General features: G+C 68.3%; 12 protein-coding genes. 4 read left to right on the forward strand and 8 right to left on the reverse strand.

Features of this window, described 5'->3' with window-relative positions; genetic code table 11:
• Positions 1–63 precede the first annotated feature (63 nt).
• Both KBZ08_RS01970 and KBZ08_RS01975 read left to right on the forward strand, forming a co-directional pair.
• The gene (locus KBZ08_RS01970) at positions 64–783 is read left to right on the forward strand and encodes a pseudouridine synthase (protein WP_254970943.1); all 720 of its coding nucleotides are present in this window, start codon (positions 64–66) and stop codon (positions 781–783) included.
• Between the two features lie 11 nt (positions 784–794).
• Positions 795–1,766 carry a RodZ family helix-turn-helix domain-containing protein gene (locus tag KBZ08_RS01975; RefSeq protein WP_254970945.1) on the forward strand — a complete coding sequence of 324 codons (972 nt, stop codon included), beginning with the start codon at positions 795–797 and terminating at the stop codon, positions 1,764–1,766.
• Here KBZ08_RS01975 and malQ read toward each other — a convergent pair.
• Both malQ and KBZ08_RS01985 read right to left on the reverse strand, forming a co-directional pair.
• Positions 1,715–3,274 (reverse strand): 4-alpha-glucanotransferase, encoded by a 1,560-nt coding sequence (gene malQ / locus KBZ08_RS01980; protein WP_254970946.1) that lies wholly within the window; start codon positions 3,272–3,274, stop codon positions 1,715–1,717. The genes KBZ08_RS01975 and malQ overlap by 52 nt on opposite strands.
• Positions 3,271–4,458, reverse strand: a complete 1,188-nt coding sequence (locus tag KBZ08_RS01985; protein ID WP_396122365.1) for a Coenzyme F420 hydrogenase/dehydrogenase, beta subunit C-terminal domain — start codon at positions 4,456–4,458, stop codon at positions 3,271–3,273. The genes malQ and KBZ08_RS01985 overlap by 4 nt, the downstream gene beginning before the upstream one ends.
• 171 nt (positions 4,459–4,629) lie before the next feature.
• Between KBZ08_RS01985 and KBZ08_RS01990 the strand changes: the two genes are divergently transcribed.
• On the forward strand, positions 4,630–5,646 hold the full coding sequence (locus tag KBZ08_RS01990) for an LCP family protein (protein ID WP_254970949.1): 1,017 nt from the start codon (positions 4,630–4,632) through the stop codon (positions 5,644–5,646).
• Between the two features lie 14 nt (positions 5,647–5,660).
• The gene (locus tag KBZ08_RS01995) at positions 5,661–6,329 is read left to right on the forward strand and encodes a MarC family protein (protein WP_254970951.1); all 669 of its coding nucleotides are present in this window, start codon (positions 5,661–5,663) and stop codon (positions 6,327–6,329) included.
• Positions 6,330–6,362: 33 nt separating this feature from the next.
• Here the strand turns inward: KBZ08_RS01995 and KBZ08_RS02000 are convergent, their stop codons facing one another.
• The 6 genes from KBZ08_RS02000 to KBZ08_RS02025 all read right to left on the reverse strand — a co-directional run bounded on the left by KBZ08_RS02000 (position 6,363) and on the right by KBZ08_RS02025 (position 16,705).
• Entirely contained in the window at positions 6,363–8,528 is a 2,166-nt protein-coding gene (locus KBZ08_RS02000; protein ID WP_254970953.1) for an AAA family ATPase, read from the reverse strand.
• 82 nt (positions 8,529–8,610) lie between these two features.
• Complete coding sequence (gene brxL, locus KBZ08_RS02005) at positions 8,611–10,719, reverse strand: BREX system Lon protease-like protein BrxL (RefSeq protein ID WP_254970955.1); 2,109 nt, start codon at positions 10,717–10,719, stop codon at positions 8,611–8,613.
• An 8-nt stretch (positions 10,720–10,727) separates the two neighbouring features.
• Positions 10,728–13,262, reverse strand: coding sequence for a BREX-1 system phosphatase PglZ type A (gene pglZ / locus KBZ08_RS02010; RefSeq protein ID WP_254970957.1), 2,535 nt, complete (start codon positions 13,260–13,262; stop codon positions 10,728–10,730).
• The gene (locus tag KBZ08_RS02015) at positions 13,259–14,665 is read right to left on the reverse strand and encodes a type II toxin-antitoxin system HipA family toxin (protein ID WP_254970959.1); all 1,407 of its coding nucleotides are present in this window, start codon (positions 14,663–14,665) and stop codon (positions 13,259–13,261) included. Before KBZ08_RS02015 ends, pglZ begins: the two co-directional genes overlap by 4 nt.
• Entirely contained in the window at positions 14,665–14,919 is a 255-nt protein-coding gene (locus tag KBZ08_RS02020) for an XRE family transcriptional regulator (protein ID WP_254971673.1), read from the reverse strand. The genes KBZ08_RS02015 and KBZ08_RS02020 overlap by 1 nt, the downstream gene beginning before the upstream one ends.
• A gap of 64 nt (positions 14,920–14,983) precedes the next feature.
• Complete coding sequence (locus KBZ08_RS02025; RefSeq protein ID WP_254970961.1) at positions 14,984–16,705, reverse strand: GTPase domain-containing protein; 1,722 nt, start codon at positions 16,703–16,705, stop codon at positions 14,984–14,986.
• Position 16,706 lies beyond the last annotated feature (1 nt).

Raw genomic sequence — 16,706 nt, forward strand, 5'->3', positions numbered from 1 at the left:
TTCGTAAATCTACCATCACTTCACGGACTCGCTCCGACCTGGAGCGGTGCCCACAATGGAGCCATGGGCGCCGAACGGCTTCAGAAACTCGTGGCGGCCGCTGGGCTCTGCTCCCGCCGACAGGCCGAGGCCTGGCTGCGCGACGGCCGGGTGCGGGTCAACGGCGAGCGGGCCCGGCTCGGCGACCGGGCCGACCCCGCCTGCGACCGGATCAGCGTCGACGGCCAGCCTCTGGAGCTGCCCAGCACCACCCTGACCCTGCTGCTGCACAAGCCGGTCGGGGTGCTCAGCACCTGCCATGACCCCCACGGCCGCCCCACCGTGCTGGAGCTGCTGCCGCCGGAACTGCGCCTTGGCCTGCACCCGGTGGGCCGGCTCGACGCCGACAGCCGCGGCGCCCTGCTGCTCAGCAACGACGGCGCCCTCACCCTGCGCCTCACCCATCCCCGCTACGGCCATCGCAAGACCTACCGGGTCTGGGTGGAGGGGCTGCCCCGCACCGCCACCCTGGAGCGCTGGCGGGCCGGCGTGCCCCTCGACGGCCTGCCCAGCCTGCCGGTGGAGCTGCGGCGGCTGCGCCACCACCGCGGCGCCACCCTGCTGGAGCTGGTGCTGCGGGAGGGCCGCAACCGCCAGATCCGGCGCACCGCCGAGATCCTCGGCCACCCCGTGCTCGACCTCAGCCGGATCGCCATCGGCCCGGTGTCGCTGGGGGATCTGGAGGAAGGGGCCTGGCGCAGGGTCGAACCGGGAGAATGGGGCCCCCTGGCCGTCGCTCCCTGAGCCCCCCTTCCTTGCCCACTCCGGCCAAGCCCCTGCTCCAGCGCCTGCGCGAGCGCCTGCCGGGCCAGCGCCCGTCGCGTCCGGTCGTCGAGGAGCGGCCCCAGGATCCCCTCCTGGTCGCCGGCCAGCAGCTGCGGGAGGCCCGCGAGAGCCGCGGCCTCGGCCTGCGCCAGCTTGCCCTCGACACCCGCATCAGCACCGCCGTGCTGGAGGCCCTGGAGCGGGGCTGGCGGGACCGGCTGCCGGAGGCGGCCTATCTGCGCACGATGCTGCCGCTGCTGGAGCAGCACCTGGAGCTGCCCGGCGGGAGCCTGGACGGCGTGCTGCCACCGGAGCAGGACCGCCACCACGGCCGGCGGCGGGACACGGTGCTGCTGCGCTTCACCCCGGGTTCGATCGATGTCTTCACCACCTGGCAGGGCACCGTGCTCTACGCGGTGCTCTGCGGCGGTCTGATCTATGGGCTCAACCTGCAACAGCGCCGGCTGGCCGCCCAGGGGCTGCATGTGCTGCGGCCGATCCCGCCCCTGAGCGCCGAGCAAAGCGACCGGGCCGATCTGGAGGATGCGGACCGGGCCATCCTGGGGGCCTATCCCGACCTGCGCCCCCTGGGCAAGGCCGCCGCCGGCCAGGGGCTGCAGCGGCTGCGCCGCGAGACCAGGCAGAACCGCCCCGATCTCGCCCTCGGCCTGCTGCGCCTGGAGCTGGCCAGGCCCACCCGGCTGTCCCTGCGCAGCGACCGGGGCGTCGAAACCCAGCTGCCGGCGGTGCAGGGCAGCCTCAGCCTGCCGGTGCTGCCCCCCTTCAGCCTGCGGCTCGAGCCGGCGCCGCCGGCCGGGTCCGTGCGCTGGAACGGCCAGCCGCTGGCTCCGGCCGGGGCCGCCGAACCCGGCGGTGTGGCGGCCACGCCCCAGGGCCAGGCCCAGTTCCTCTACCCGCCCCCGGCTCCGGCTCCGGCCGCCGCCCCGCGCCCCCGCCCGTAGCGGGCCGCCATGGCGCCGAAGCCCTGGAGGGGCCCCGCCAGGGCGGGGACGGGGCGCGACAGCCGCCAGCTCCAGTTGCCCTCGATGGTGCCGGGGGTGTTGAAGCGGGCCTCATCGCCCAGTTCCAGCAGGTCCTGCAGCGGCACCACCGCCAGATCGGCCGGCGAGGCCAGCGCCACCTCCAGCAGCTGCCAGCTCGGCGCCCGCACCTCAGCCCCCACCACCGCCGCCACCCGGCCCCGGGCGCCGTCGTCGAGATCCCGCCACCAGCCGAGGCTGGTGGCGTTGTCGTGGGTGCCGGTGTACACCACCCAGCGGCTGCCGCTGTAGTTGGCCGGCAGGTAGGGGTTGTCGTCGTTGCCGTCGAAGGCGAACTGGAGGATCTTCATCCCCGGCAGGGCGAAACGATCCCGCAGGGCCTCCACCGCCGGGGTGATGACGCCCAGGTCTTCGGCGATCAGCGGCAGCCGGCCGTCGGGAAGCAGCCGTCCCTGGCGGCGGCAGCGGGACCGCAGGCCGCCCAGCAGGGCGGCGCCGGGGGAGGGACGCCAGGTGCCATGTTCGGCGGTGGCATCGGCGCCGGGGACGCTCCAGTAGGCCTCCAGGGCCCGGAAGTGGTCGAGCCGCAGCAGATCCATCAGCTCCAGCTGCCGCTGCAAGCGCCGCAGCCACCAGCGGAATCCCGTGAGCCGGTGCACCCACCAGCGGTAGACCGGGGTGCCCCAGAGCTGGCCGGTGGCGGAGAAGTAGTCCGGCGGCACCCCGCTCTGCTCCACCAGGCCGCCGCCGGCGCGCAGGGAGAACAGGCGCCGCTGGCTCCAGACATCGGCGCTGTCGTGGGCCACATAGAAGGGCAGATCCCCCACCAGGCGCACCCCCTGGCGGTGGGCCCGCTCCTGCAGCCGGCCCCACTGGACCTGGAGCTGCCACTGCAGCAGGGCCTCCTCCTGCAGGGCCTGGCTCCGGGCGTCGACCAGGGCCCGAAGGGCGGCGGGCTGGCGCCGGGCCAGGGGTTCGGGCCACTCCCACCAGGGCCGGCCGTCCTGGAGGCGGCGGATCACCATGAAGCGGCAGTGGTCGACCAGCCAGAAACGCTGGCGCTCCTCCCAGCGATCGAAGGCCGCCCGTCGCTCCGGCGGCTGCTCCGCCCAGCGCCGGCCCAGGGCCGTGGCGATGGCGGCCGCCCGCGCGCCGGCTGCCCCTGGATCGAGGTGATCCTCGGGTCCGGTGGGCAGGGCGTCCCGGTCGGCGGCGGTGATCAGGCCGTCGACCACCAGGTCGTCGGCATCGATCAGCCAGGGGTTGAGGGCCGAACCGCTGGGGGAGCTGTAGGGGGAGCCGGTGCCGTCGGTGGGGGCCAGGGGCAGCAGCTGCCACACCCCCACCCCCTCGGCGGCCAGCAGGTCGATCCAGTCGCGGGCGGCGGCCCCGAAGCTGCCGCAGGCCGGGGTGCCCGGCAGGGCCGTGGGGTGGAGCAGCACGCCGCAGGCCCGGGGGTCGCCGCTCACGGTGTCGGCAGGCGGTAGCGGGCCACGATCCGGCGGGCGAAGGCCGGGATGTGGGCGTCCACCTTCTCCGGGTGGTGGCGCTGCAGCCAGAGGGCGTTGCGGGTGAAGTGGGAATCGATCGAGAAGCGGCCGTACTCGAGCCCCTTCGGCCCGAAGCGCTGCACGAACACCCCCACCAGTTCGGCGAGCCACATGGGCAGCTTGAGGGCCTTTTCGTAGGCGTCGATGCCCTGCTGCACCGCCTGGCGGCGGTCGCCGGAGCTGGTCACCGGCGCCAGATCGAGCTCCGGTTCCACCAGATCCAGCAGTTCCTGGCCGAGGGGGTTGCGGACGGTGACCCACTGGCGGCCGAAGCTGGCGCCCATGTAGCCCACCACCAGATCGGCGCCGGCATTGGTGTAGTCGAAGCAGCTCAGGCAGCTGGGGGCGAACACGTCCTTGAGGGCGGGCGTGTCGAGGCCGAAGAAGGGAACGGTTTCCTCCTGTCCGTCGCTGTGGCGGAAGTGGATGCGGAAGTCCTGCATGAACTCGTAGTGCACCACCGTGTCGGGGGAGCGGCTGGCGCTCTCCAGGAAGGTCTGCAGCCCGTCCCGGCTGACGTTGTCGACGCAGGGCAGGCCGAGCACGTAGAGCTTCTGCAGGGGCAGGGTGGCCTGGACGGCCCGCAGGGCCTGGATCTGACAGCCCACGCCGATGGCCAGCAGCCGTTCGATGCCGCTGCCTGGCAGCTGCTCGAGCACTTCGAGGTTGGGGGAGAGGGTGGGCTTGTTCACCCGCGCCGCCAGCACCTCCTGGGGGGTGCGGGCCAGCACCGGCACGGGCGTGAAGCGGTCGTCCGGGCTCTGCTGCACGCACAGCACCGCATCCACCAGCCCCGTTTCCAGGGCCCGCACGCCGATGCGGCTGACGATGCCGGTCCACTGGGCCCCCTCGATCGGCTGGCGCAGGCGGGCGGTGACCATGCGCTGGTGCACGCCGAAGTAGAGCTCGTCCTCGTCGTCGAGGCGGCGGCTGCGGCCGTGGGCCTGCTCCTCCATGGCCTCGAAGCGCTGCTCGAGGAAGGCGCAGGCCCGGCGCACGTAGGCCACCCAGCGGCTGTCGCAGAGCCCGCAGTCGCTGCAGAGATCCTTGGCCGGTTTGGGGCTGCCCTTGGCCAGGGGTCGGGCTCGATCGTGCGGCGCCAGGGACGACGGCGCCGGTGAAGGAACGGAGGACAAGCGGTGGTGGGCGCAGGAGCTCGACGCTCAAGCTATCCGTCGTTGCGCTCCCATGCCGCCGCTCTGCGATGGCCTCCGGGCCGATGGGCGGCGTCGCCTGCGCGAGAGTGCCCCCAGCCCCCCTCCGTTTCGGCCCCGATGCCCGCCCGCCGGAAGCCCCGCCGCCCCGACGAACCCCCGGCCCCCGGCAACGGGACCCCCACGGCCCAGCCCCCGGCTGCGAAGCGGCGCCTGGCCACCGGACGGCTGCTCAAGAGCCTCGGCATCACCGCCGCCGGCGCCGTGGTGGGGATGGGCGTCCTGGGGCTGCTCTGGCCGATGCCTGACCGGGCCCTGGCGCCCACACCCGAGGTGGGCCCGGCCAGCCTGGCCGCCCCGCCGGCGCGGGCCATCACCCTGCTGGTGATCGGCAGCGACGCCGAGACCATCGGCGCGCCGGTCAACAAGGCCGCCCCCGCCGGGCCGGCCAACGCCGATGCCCTGCTGCTGGTGCGGGTCAATCCCGAGGGGCCCCTGCAGGTGCTCAACCTGCCCACCGAACTGGCGGTGAACCTGCCCGGGCAGAAGGGTCCGAAGCGGCTGGGGGAGGCGTTCCGCCTCGGGGGTGTGGCGCTCACCGCCGATGCGGTGCGGGAGCTGGTGGGGCTGGAGCCCCCTGCCCCCGACCGCTACCTGGTGCTCTCCCGGGGGGCGCTGCGGGATCTGGTCAACGGCCTGGGGGGGCTGGAACTCAGCCCGCCGCGGCGGATGAGCTACACCGACAGGACCCAGAAACTGACCATCGACCTGGAGGCCGGGCTGCAGCAGCTGGGGGGCAACAAGGTGGAGCAGCTGGTGCGCTTCCGCGATCCCTGGCTGGGCGACACCGGCCGGCGCAGCAACCAGCAGCTGGTGGCCAGCAGCCTCCGGGAGCGGATGCTGCAGCCGGAGCGGCTGGCGAAGCTGCCGTTCCTGGTGGGCCAGCTGCAGCCGAAGGTCCAGACCAACCTGTCGCCGGGTGAGACCCTCAGCCTGCTGGCGGCCGGGCTGGATGGCAGCAAGCCGGTGCAGTTCGCCAGCCTGCCGCTGAAGCCCGCCGAGGAGAAGCACAAGGGCCTGCGCCAGCTGGAGGCGGGTGCGCCGCCGCCCCTGTGGAAGCCGCCGGCCGCTCCCTAGCGATAGTGGGCACCATGGCCGTCCCTCCCGAGCTGCTGGTGCCGAGCACCTTCCAGCACTACCTGCTGGGGTTGTTCGCCGTGGCCAACAACTTCCCCGCCATCGGCCCCTTCCTCACCCTGAGCCAGGGGTTGCCGAGCAGCCAGGTGCGGCGGGTGATCCGCATCACCACCCTCTCCAGCCTGCTGATCATGCTGGGGGCCTTTGTCCTGGGCACGGCGGTGCTCCAGTTCTTCGGCATCAGCGTCAGTGCCTTCCAGATCGCCGGCGGCCTGCTGCTGGGCTTCAGCGGCCTGAGCATGCTGAACGCCACCGATCCCGGTGACTCCCACGAGAAGAGCTTCGATGTCTCGCGCATGGATGTGGGGCAGATGACCTCCTCGGCGATCGTGCCGATCTCCCTGCCCCTCACCACCGGCGCCGGCACGATGTCGACGATCACGGTGTATGCCGAGGCGGCCCGCACCCTCGACCACCGCCTCGAACTGTTCGGGGCCATCGTGGCGATGGCGGCCCTGATCGGCGTGATGTTCACCTTCGCCACCCGCCTCACCCGGCTGCTGGGCCATGTGGGCATGACGGTGCTGATCAAGGTGATGGGCCTGTTCACCCTGGCGATCGGGGTCCAGTTCATCGCCACCGGCGCCAGCACCCTGCTCAGCCGGGTGACCCTGAAGATCTGAGGCCGGCCGGTGGCCTCTCTCGGACCCTGACGTTCAGTCGGGCCGGGCGCGCCGGCGGAAGCTGAATCCCGCGGGCTGGGCCTCCGGGGTGCCGTTGGCCTCGATGGTTTCCCGGCAACGCTGCAGCAGCTCTTGGCGCATGGCCTCTGGGCTCTCGATGCGGATGCCGCCGCCGAAGGCGAACAGCCAGCTGCGCAGATCGATGTCGGCGGCCACGGTCCAGGGCGGCAGGTCGAGCTCCACCGGGTAGGGGTGGCTGCTGCCGGCCGGGCCGGGCTCGAGCACGTGGGGGGCTTTGGGGTGGTGCCACCAGGTGTCCCCCGGGAGCGGCCGGGAGAAGCGGGTGTGCTCGATCGGGTAGCGCTGCAGGCCCTCGCGGATGAAGGCGAAGGACCAGGGGGCGCAGCAGAAGCGCAGGGTCACCAGCGCCTGGCTGCGGCGCTGGGCCGACGGGCCGGCGATCTGCCGCTGCTGCTCCAGGTCGATGCCGAAGTAGATGCCGCCGCTGTGGTGCAGCAGCCGCTCCAGCCGCCTGAGGGCCGCCCCGTGGCTGTCGGCGTTGCGGCGCAGGTCGCCCCGGGACTGGACCAGGGCGAGGCGATCGAGCCGCTCGCAGCGGATCAGACCCTGGTCGTGGCCGAGGTGGTCCTCCTCGAACAGCAGATACCAGCCGACGTTGTGGAAGATCAGCTGCAGCGGCCAGACCCGCAGCTCCCCGCTGGGGCCGTCGGCAAAGCTCCCCATCTCCGCAAAACGCTTCAGCAGCACGCGGCGGTGCTCCACGATCGCCGTCTCGATCGCCTCGGCGCGGCGCGGCGCGGCCAGCGAATCGCGCCGCACCAGGGCCATGTCCACCACGGCGTGGCGGGCGTAGCTGCGCACAGGTGCCTGTTCGGTGGCGCTGATGCCCGACCAGCCCAGCCGCTCGTCCAGCTCGGTGAGCAGGTCCTGGGCGGAGGGGTCGGCCAGGCGCCCGGCGGTCTGGCGCACCACGTTGTGGAGCTCCCGCAGCCGCGGCGGCGAGAGCACGGCGGTGCCGAGGCAGTAGCCGTGGCGCACGTTGTCGTTGCGGTGGCGGAAGCCGTAGGGGGTGAGGATCTTCTCGAGGTCCTTGCGCAGGGTGGCCGTTTCCCCCGGCAGGTAGGCCCCCGGGATCGCCTCGGTGGCGGCGATCAGGTGCTGGTGCAGGTTGCCGCCGCGCTCGGCCGGCCGGTCGAAGGGCTCCTGGAGCAGGTGGCGCAGCAGGGTCATCACCCGCTGGAACACCGGCCCGTCGCCCATGGGCGGCAGGCCGCCATGGACGGCCCCGTGGGAGGTCCGGGCCAGGGGCGCCAGCTGGATCGGCGTCGTGCTGGGCACGGCGCTGCAGAAGCCGTTGGCCTCCAGCCAGGCCAGATCCCGCCGGATCGCGGCCGCATCGGCGTAGGCATCGCCATGCAGGCGGCCCAGGAAGGCCGCCGCTCGATCGGCCAGATCGCCCTCCGGCAACGGGGAGAGGATCGCCCCCAGCTCCTCGGCGCCGGCGGGATCACTGGCCGCCAGGTCGGGCCAGGTGCTCAGCAGCCGGATCAGGAACAGCAACCGTTCCTGATCCAGCAGGCGGGAGTAGCCGTGGCGCTGCACCTGGCGCTCCCGATTGGTGGCCGAGCGGATGCGCCGATCCAGCGCCGCCAGCTCCGCCTGCAGCACCGGCGTCAGGTCGTCGTGGTGGGTGGGCACCACGCTGCAGAGGGCGGCGAAGCCCTCGGCACGCATCGGCCCGAAGTGGGGATCGGCCAGGGCGGCCGCCATCTCCTGGATCACCGGCACCGGCACCGGCCGGCTGCGCCGGGCGTTCCACGCCAGCGAGGTGGGCAGGTCGGTGTACAGCCACCAGCCAATCCACTCCACCGGTGCCGGCAGGGGCAGGGCCTGGGTGATCGCCAGCCGCCAGGCCCGGCGGGCGTGGGTGGCATCCACGATCACCGGGATGCCGGCCGCCACGGCCTCCACCAGGCGCTGGTGCAGCCGCTGCTGGATGTCGACCCAGGGGCCCTGCACCGCCGCATCCCCGAAGACCTCCGCCCGGATCGCGTCGGTGGAGAGCACCAGGGCGGGGGGATCCCCAGGGCCGGCCAGCAGGGGCGCCAGGGCCCGGGCGAGGGTGGTCTTGCCGCTGGCGGGCTGGCCGATCAGCAGGTGGCAGCGCAGGGGCGCCATGGCGACAGCAACCGGGGAGACCCCACCACTCTTTCGCACGAGGGGTGCGCTGGTGAGCGGCTGTATGGCCCTGACACTGCCCTCAGGGCTTCACCGCGATGTAGTTGATCTCGCAACCCTTCACCAGCCGGGCCTCCTGAACAACGGCGGCGGCGTTGAAGGCGTTGAACTCAAACCACTGGAAGAGGTCGAGCCCCCGATCCAGGGTGATTTTCCAGCCTGTGCTGGCGGTGATGCTGCGGGCGTGGAAGTTGGGGCTGGCATCGATCTCCCAGGTGAAGGGGGTGCTGGTGCCGGCAAAGGAGTCCTGCACCTGGCCGAGGTTTTCGACCTGCTTTTCCATGGATTCCTGGTCGGAGCCGGTGATCAGATGCACGTTCACCTCGTCGCCGATGGGGGTGATCTCGTTCACCATGCGCAGGAACTCCACCAGGTTGCGGATCTGGTGGAAGGCACGGATGTAGGGATCCCGAATGATGATGCCACTGGCGCCGATGAGGTAGTCGCCAAACAGGCGCCTGTAACTCCAACCCCTGGAGTTTTCAGGGACCACCAGATGGCGCTCCTTGAGAGAAGGTGTGGAAAGCTCCGGTGTTTCCTGCGGGGCCTGTTCAACGGGGTTTGGGGCATCGGGCTGCTGATGGCTAGGTGATTCGGTGATGTCGTCAGCGGTGGTCCTGGACGAGAGAGGCCGGAGCCCCGAGAAGGCTGGGTACTGCTGCTCTTCCGGCGTCAGCACCAGCACCTCAATGCCGGATTGCTGATCCCTGTAGGCGAAGTCGTTGGGTTTGAAGGTGTCGTCGATCCGCAGGATCTGCTCCCGCACCCGGCGGCGACACTCCATGGCGAAGTCCAGCAATTCACCGATCTCCTGCGGGGTGGCCTTGCCGTTGGGATGAAGGATCTTCATCAGCCCGGAGAAGGTCTTCTCGAAGCCGGTCTGGTCGCGGGTGGAAACTTCGGAGGTGACCTCAAAGAAGGGCTTGTAGAGGCCGGTGTAGTCCTCGGTGCGCAGGCGCTTGAGAACCTCGGCGATGTAGTCGACCACGAAGCCATAGCCTGTGCAGAACAGCTCGTGCCGAACCGGTGCCACCTCCCAGCCGGGGTTGAAGGCATGGATGCGATCGAGAAAGGCTGAATCGATGTACTTATCGGGCAGGGGCTCGTAGAAGTGGGAGTGCTTGAGCATGTAGGCCACGGATTTCTGGGTGTTGCCCATGAACACCATTGAGGCTTCCGCGGTGAGCTGCTCGATGCCGCGCGAAAAGGTGCGGTTGGCCATGTAGTTCTTCATGATATCCACCAGCGTCTTGTCAACCTTTTTGTCTTTGCCAGCGAATTCATCGAAGCAGATGCAATCCCAATACCCCACCAGGCCGATCTTGCCGTTGGCATTGCTCACGAACAGCTTGGGGGCGGTGACCTCCGATCCGGAGATCAGCATGCCGTGGGGGGAGAACTCGGCAAAGATGTGGGATTTACCGGTTCCTTTGGGTCCCAGCTCCAGCAGGTTGTAATTGCGCTCGCAGTAAGGAATCAGCCGGATCAGGGTGAGGAGCTTGGCGCGGCGGCTGAAGTGCACGGGATTGAAGCCCACGCTCTGCATGAGCACATCCATCCATTCATCGGTGCTGAATCGAGCGCGGCCGGCGAGGAAGGCATCATGATCGACACCCGCCACCTGAATCGGTTTGACACCGGCGATCTGCCATGGGCTGGCCTTGGGGTCAACGGGGAGCTCGTACTCCACATCGGTGATCGCCCAGATGCCACCCACCAGCAGTTTGGGGTACCGCTTCACGTAGGAATCGTCGATCGGTACCTTCTTGATGCCGAGGTTGGTGAACTCCACCTCGTGGAACCCTGCCTTGTCGTTGAAGGTCACGGTGAGCTTGTCGATCACCTTATGGGTGCCCTTGTCCTTGATGGTGGATTTCACCAGCTCCGCCTGGTTGCGGTGCACGTAATGCTTGGCCAGGATGCGACGTACCGACTCCAACCCCTCGGCGATCAGGGTGGGGTCATCGGTGGCGCAGTGCTGTCCGAGCAGGTACTCGAGCACGTAGGTGGGCACCACGGCGTTCTGCTTGAGTTCGGTGGTGAGGTCCTTGCGCACCACCAGGCCATGGAAGTGCTCAAGAATCTTCTGATCCAGGGGGCTATGGGCTGCAGGGACAGTGGTGAGGGTCATGGAGAGGATCAGAAATCGTCGAAGTCACTGCCGAAGGGCCGCTGCAGCTTCATCTCGACAGTCTTGTAGGGAACGGGCGTGGCGACACCCTCAAGCTGCTGCTCCAGGCGGAGCTCCAGCACCTGGTTGTTGTAGTCGGCAGCGGCGTTGGAGAGCTCCAGGATCACCTGCTGCTCCCGCTCGCGGGCCTCGCCGGCCGCTGAATCGAGCAGCACGCTTCGATGGGCGCAGAGCAGGGCCCCATCCGCCTTGGCGTAGAGGCCGATGCGCAGCTTCAACGGCAGCCGCTTGCGAGGCTCCACCGGCTCCAGCTGGAACAGGCCGAAGGACAGCCTGCCGGTGGTGACCTTGGCGGGCACCCGCAGCAGCTCGGCTTCCACCACGCGGGTCTCGACCTTGCGCTCGCGCCTGAGCCGGATCACCGGCACCACCACCTCCTGGAGGGAAGTGCCGCCATGCACGAAGCGTGACCCCGAACCCGAGCGGGGGTAGCGATCGAGCCCGAGGGGGAAGACGGCCTCCCAGCTTGCGCCCAGGCCCAGTGCGGCGGCGCTGAACACCTTGTGGCCGGCACTGGCCTGGATGCCGGTGCCGAGGGCAAAGCGTCGGTTCTTGAAGGTGAGCTCCTTGGCGGCGGGGAACTGGGAGCGGTCGTTGGCGGCGACGGGCTCCTGCTGAAACAGGAAGCCGTGATCCGCCGTGATCACTGCCTGGCTGCCCTTGAGGCTGGCGATCTTGCGCAGGATCAGCTCAAGATCCTCGAAAGCGTGCTCCACCGCCAGGCAGGTGTCGGCTTCGCTCTCGCGCTTGTCGCCGATGCGGTCGATGCGGTTGTGATAGATCACGATCAGGTCGTGGTCGCGGGTGAGCTCGGCCCCTTCCTTGGAGGAGGTGAGGTTGAGGAAGTCCTCCGCCAGGATCGCCCTGGCGCGACCATTGGCGTAGGACTTGAGGATCTTGCTTCTGTTCTCGGTGCCGGTGGCGCTCTGGCCATCCACCAGGGCCGTGGCATCGGCGGGGTTGAGGCCCAGTTGCGCCCCGGGCAGCAGGGCCGCCATCCCCAGCTGGGTGAAGGTGGGCAGTGCTCCCAGAAGGGCGTCCACCTCGGCCTGCCAGCCCTTGCCGGCCTGGCTGGTGAGGCGATCGGCGAAGTCGCGGGCTGCCTCGTAGCGCAGGGCGTCGGAGATCACAACAAACAGGCGCTTGAGCCCCTGGGAGCTGAGGGGAGCATGCACATAACGCATGTGGAACTCCTTCTGCCGCGGCAGCACCTCGCTCCCCCAGCTGCTGAGCCCGGCCACCTGATCGCTCCAACGATTGGTGAGCGGCAGCAACACATTGTTGACGTATTGAGCCTCCAACCAGTCGCGGAGCGGCTTGAGCAGCCCGGGCTGTTGATAGGCGCGGGCGTGGTGGATGCAGCGGCGGTAGGCCTGATCCAGCCGCCACCAGCCGTTGCAGTAGCGCTGCAGGCCCTCCTCGAAACTGGGCACCTGCAGATCGGCTTTCGCCAGCAGGCCCCGGAAGGTGATGGCCAGCTCCAAGGCGCGATAGCCGTGCTGGTGCTTCTCGAACCAACACGAACTGCTGCGGTTGCGGATCGCCTCCAGCAGGTTGGCGTCTGAGGCGTTGCTCTGGAAGCGCTGCAGGAGGCGGCTGAGCACAAAACGCTCGATCAGCTCGTAACTGTCGTCGTCGTCCGGGTCGTAACTGTCGGGCGCATCGTTGAGCTGCTCCTCCACCCGCAATACGCCGGCAAGGTGGTCACTCCATGTTTCGAAGGCTTTGCGAGCGCTCAGGCTGTCCTTCCAGATGCTCTGGAAGACGCGGGCGTGGGGCAGCAGCTCGCCTGAGGGGCCGATGCCGCTGACACTGTTGAACAGGGCAACGGCGAAGTCGCGCAGGTTGGGCTCAGGGCAGCGGTAGCCGAACTTCTCGCCGACGGCCTGCCAGAAGTGGCGGCTCAGCTGATGGCTGCCGTAGAGGGCCTCCACGGGGTCATCGGCGTCGGGATTGGCCGGATCCAGCTGGCTGAAAGCGTGCAGCAGCAACTTGTCGATGTCGGGCGGCTGCTTGGCCAGCACGGCCAGCATCTTGAGCCGCACGGCCACGTCGTCGTCGTTGGGACGCAGCAGTTCCTTGAGCTTGCTGGTGCGAACCGGCGAGCGGAAGAAGGCCTTGTGCTGCTGGGCGAGCTCCTTGAACTCCAGCGTGAGTCCGGCGTCCTGGATGTCGAGTGAGGCGCGGTCGGCGGTGAACTCATGGCCGGCCAGCAGCAGATCCAGGAGCCAGTTCTGGGGCTCCGGCGGTTTGGCGGAGGGGAGGTAGAGGAGGAAGTGTTGGCTCAGCGGAGCGCGGCTGATTGCCACTTTCACCGAGAACTCGATGCCCACCACCTTCAGCTTCTCGGCGCTGGCGGGCTGATAGCTCTCGAATTCGGAGGCCCATTCCCCGTTGGGGTCGTACCAGAGCACCACGCGCCTGCGGGAGAGCGCGGCGTCGAGGCTGTCCTGGATCCTGAGGCTCGTGGGAGTGATGGTCATGGGTGGGGCTGGCCTGCCTCGGAAACCAGGTGCCGGTGGCCCGCAATCCCTGCGTTGGAGGGCATTTTATGGCTGCTGAGCTGAACCGCGGAGGTGCGCAGCCCTTCGAAGATCGGCTCTGAGACGGCCACCGGGAAATCCTTTGGAAGCTGGGCGCTGACTGCGGCGATCGCCCCTGGGGTCCTGGCGATCAAGGACTCCAGCAGGTCATCAGCACGGCCGGCCAGCCCCATGCGAGAGGCCGTGGCGATCATGTGACGTCGCTGAATCTGCAGGGGTTTGTAGGTGCGGCTCTTGGTTCCATGCCAGGCCATGGCCATGCGGATCTGCTGCTGGGCATACCGGCCCTCGCCTTTACCAATGACGGGCCAGGCCGAGAGGACGTCGTAGAGAGGGGTGAGCTGATAGCGGCCTCCCGCCTGAAGAAAGAGACTGAAGTTCTTGGCGTGGCCATCGATGGCACGCAACATCCAGAACAGCACCTGGGCCGAGAAGAAGGTTTGCAGATCCTTCTCCGGGGTGGCGGACTGGGCGAGCCATTGGCTGATTGTCACCATGCCAGGGCCCCCTTCGCTTTCGTATTTGTACCGGGGTGGGGTGGCGGTGGCCTGGCAGAAGTCTTCTGTTGGAAGCCGCAGCCAGTGGGTGCCGCTGGGATGGAGCCGGCGATCGAAGCGCTCCACGATCAGGCAGCGCTGCCCTTCAAACGCGGCGATCTGAGCGCTGGCCACATCAAGGCCGTAGGCCGCCAGCAGGCGGCCGCACAACCATTCGTTCTCCACCGAGGTGCTGAGATCGATCTGGCCGGTTCCCACCACTCCGATGGGGAGCTTGAACAGATGGCTGGTGGGGGTGCTGCGCAAGGGGCGGCACCAACGGCCGTTGTGAAACAGCAGCGCCGTTTTCTCCTGGGCGCCGGCCACCGAAAGCCGCAGCTCCTCTTCCGCCGGCCCGGCCAGTGCTGAGGCCGTCGGCGAAGCGACACCCCTCAGCAGGCGCCCGATGGCCCTGTCGGTGAGGGGATCCGCTTCGATGCGATCCAGTCCGGAGGGCTGCTCGCCAGGGGGCAGGAGTTGAACAGCCCCTGCGCAATCACGACCAACAGCCTCCAGGAGATCGAAGGCACCGGTGCTGGCGGCCTTGAAGCGCTGCTGTACGCGCTGGCGGATGGAGGCGCTGTCGGGAAGAAGATTTTCGAACCAGGCCTCCACCGCAAGGCCTCGCAACTCCGTGGCTCCGGGCACGGGCTGGAGCGAGAGGGACAGGGGGCGATGGTTCGGGGATGTCAGCCAACTCTCGGCGTAATGGAACTCCTGAACACCGCGCCCGGGCAGCACCCAGGTGCCCACCCGCTCACCATTCATCCATACCGACAGCTCACGCGATTGCCTTGGCCGCCCCATCACCACTCCGCCACGGGCTCGGCCGCACTTCTGGGGCGGACCACAAGTTCCAAGTCGAGCGCGGCGGTGATCAGCAGCAGGCGATCGAGGGTGAGGCGCTCGGGATGGAGCTCAAGGGCCGACATCCGCGCCTGGCTGATGCCGCCAGCGCTCTGGGCCAATTCCCGCTGGCTGAGGTGCCGCTGGCGCCTGAGGGCCTGCACCAGCTGACCCAGCTGGGCCGGTGAACGGATGACCGCCTCATCTCCGCCCATGCTCACTCGGATTCCGAATAAACGCACAATACTTGATTTCCGAATATTCGGCGGTTACTCGTTTTCAGAGTGCCGAGGAGCTGGGGCTGGGCTGGCCATAGAGCTCGCCCAGGCAACCCTTGAGCTCCGTGCGGTACCCGGAGAGGGCCTCCACCAGCTCCTTGTTGCTGGTTTCAAGGGCCAGCACCTCGTCGCGGGCGGCGTTGAGGCGCTCCAGGATGACGCCGATCACCGGCAGGTCGTACTCCTGTTGATAGGTGTCCTGGAGCTGGGCAGCCATGGCTTCGGCTAGCTTGCGGATCTGCGAGCGGGCCTCACTGAGCTGGTTATCAGCCTGGCGCTGGCGCTCCTCCGCTTTCGATTCCTCATTGACATGGTCATAAACCGAATAGGCAGCCAGGGCGATGCTCAGAATCCCAACCACCTGCCCGAGGCCCTTGGCGATGTTCACCGCTTCCCACGGCCGGAAATCTTTGCCAAGAAACTTTCCAACGGTGTAGACAAGCTGATGCCCGGTAGTGCCTGCGACCTGACTTGAGCTGGAAAGAATTCCACCAGGCAAGGAAAACTTTTCTGCTCCCCTGCCAAGGAGATCCTTGGCAATATCATTGATGGGATTGCTCTTCGTACCTGCTGCCTCGGCTGGCTTGGGCACAGATCCGGCGGTGCCGGCCTCGACGCTGGCAAAGTACTCTGCCACAAAGGGTTCACGCGCGAAGTCGTCGAGCTTGGTCTGGAGTTGTTCATAGGCTTCTTGGAGAATGCCGTTGAGATCATCAAATGCCGACTTGTTGATCGCTTCACATCCGGTCCGGAAGCCCGATTCGGCTTTGCTCTCCTCTTCTCCAAGCTCACCACTGAGAAGTTGTTCGCCTAGCAACCGCACGTGCTGCACCACGCTGGTGGCAATCCTGCTCACTTCTGCGGCGGTGCGTCGTTGCTGGCTCTGCACGATGCGCAGCTGCTGATTGAGCAGGAACAGTTCCGGGTTCTGCTCGAAGGTCCCATCCGGCAGGGTGGCCAGGGCCTCATCGATGCAGCTCAGTCCGAGGCGGATGGGTGGGTCCAGCCGTGCCAGCAGACCCTGCTGTTTCACCCAGTCATTGAGCCGCTGGACGAATCCTTCGAAACGACTGGAGCTCAGCAGGCCTTCATCTTCATCCGCTACCCCTTCGCGAAACTCCTCTGCATCCATGAAGGCGTGGTGGAAGCCACTCAGGTGATGGGGGGCGAGGGTGCGGTCGATCGAAATGGTCAGGTTGGCGATGTAAGCATCGGTGTCCTCCACATCCACCATCGAGAGTTTGTTGACCACCAGAAAGATCTTGGGGGCAAAGCCGTTCTCAAAGGCAAGCCGCCGGAAGTCGGCAGCAGTGACATTGTCGAACAGGTTGGTGGTGAGGCAGTAGACGATCAGATCAGCTTCACGCAGCGCTTTCTCGGCCTTGGCGGTGTGATCCGGACGATCAGCAAACAGACCTGGCGTGTCCCAGAGCTCGATGTCTCGCCAGCGGTAGGCCTGCACCTCATCGGTGGCCACATCGGCGGAGATGTGGATGTCGCTGCGGCCGGTGAGGGCCGAGATGATGGTTGATTTTCCGGCGCTGTACTGGCCGCTGAAGGCAAGGCTGAGTAATGCCCTCTCGCCCAGGGCAAGGCGCTGCTGTTGCAGGGCGTTGGCCTTCTCCTGAAGGGCGGTTTCACCACGGGCCAGCAGGAAGGCCTGGAGGCCATCGAGGTTGGATTGGATCCGGTGTTGCAGTTCGGGGAGTTGGAAGCTGGCCATG

Origin of the sequence: Cyanobium sp. Candia 9D4 (genome assembly GCF_024346155.1) — a bacterium.
Lineage (GTDB): Bacteria > Cyanobacteriota > Cyanobacteriia > PCC-6307 > Cyanobiaceae > Cyanobium > Cyanobium minutissimum.